The sequence below is a fragment of the Georgenia satyanarayanai genome (assembly GCF_023715365.1).
GTDB classification, from domain to species: domain Bacteria; phylum Actinomycetota; class Actinomycetes; order Actinomycetales; family Actinomycetaceae; genus Oceanitalea; species Oceanitalea satyanarayanai_B.
On sequence record NZ_JAMBNZ010000181.1, the window covers coordinates 1 to 347 of the forward strand.

General features: G+C 63.7%; 1 protein-coding gene. It reads right to left on the reverse strand.

What is annotated here, in order from left to right:
- Positions 1–153 precede the first annotated feature (153 nt).
- Positions 154–347, reverse strand: a 194-nt coding sequence (locus M3148_RS17585) for a hypothetical protein (protein WP_251305994.1), incomplete at its 5' end; no start/stop codon positions are given.

Below are 347 nucleotides of genomic sequence, written 5' to 3' on the forward strand. Positions count from 1 at the left end.
GACTTCGGACTTCGTTCAGAAGGTCCTCTGGAAACCTCACCGGCACAGGCTGGCTCAGCTTGGCCCGACGGCGAACCGGTGGCCCTTGAGGCGCCTGATTGTCCGGGTCGGCGTAAAAGGCGTTCTCGTGCTCGGGGGTCATGTTCCTATTCGTCATCGGTCCTCCCGGTAGGGGCGGGCGAGGTGGTCGGCCGCGATGTAGCAACCGATGGGACGGCACTTGCTGGGGTCACCGGTGTGCGATGGCGCAAGCGGCACAGTCAGAACTTGCCCGAAGACCTCGGCGACCATGAGCCAGTGGGCAGGTGGCTTGGCTGGATAGAACAAGGGCTCGCTGGTCCAGACAT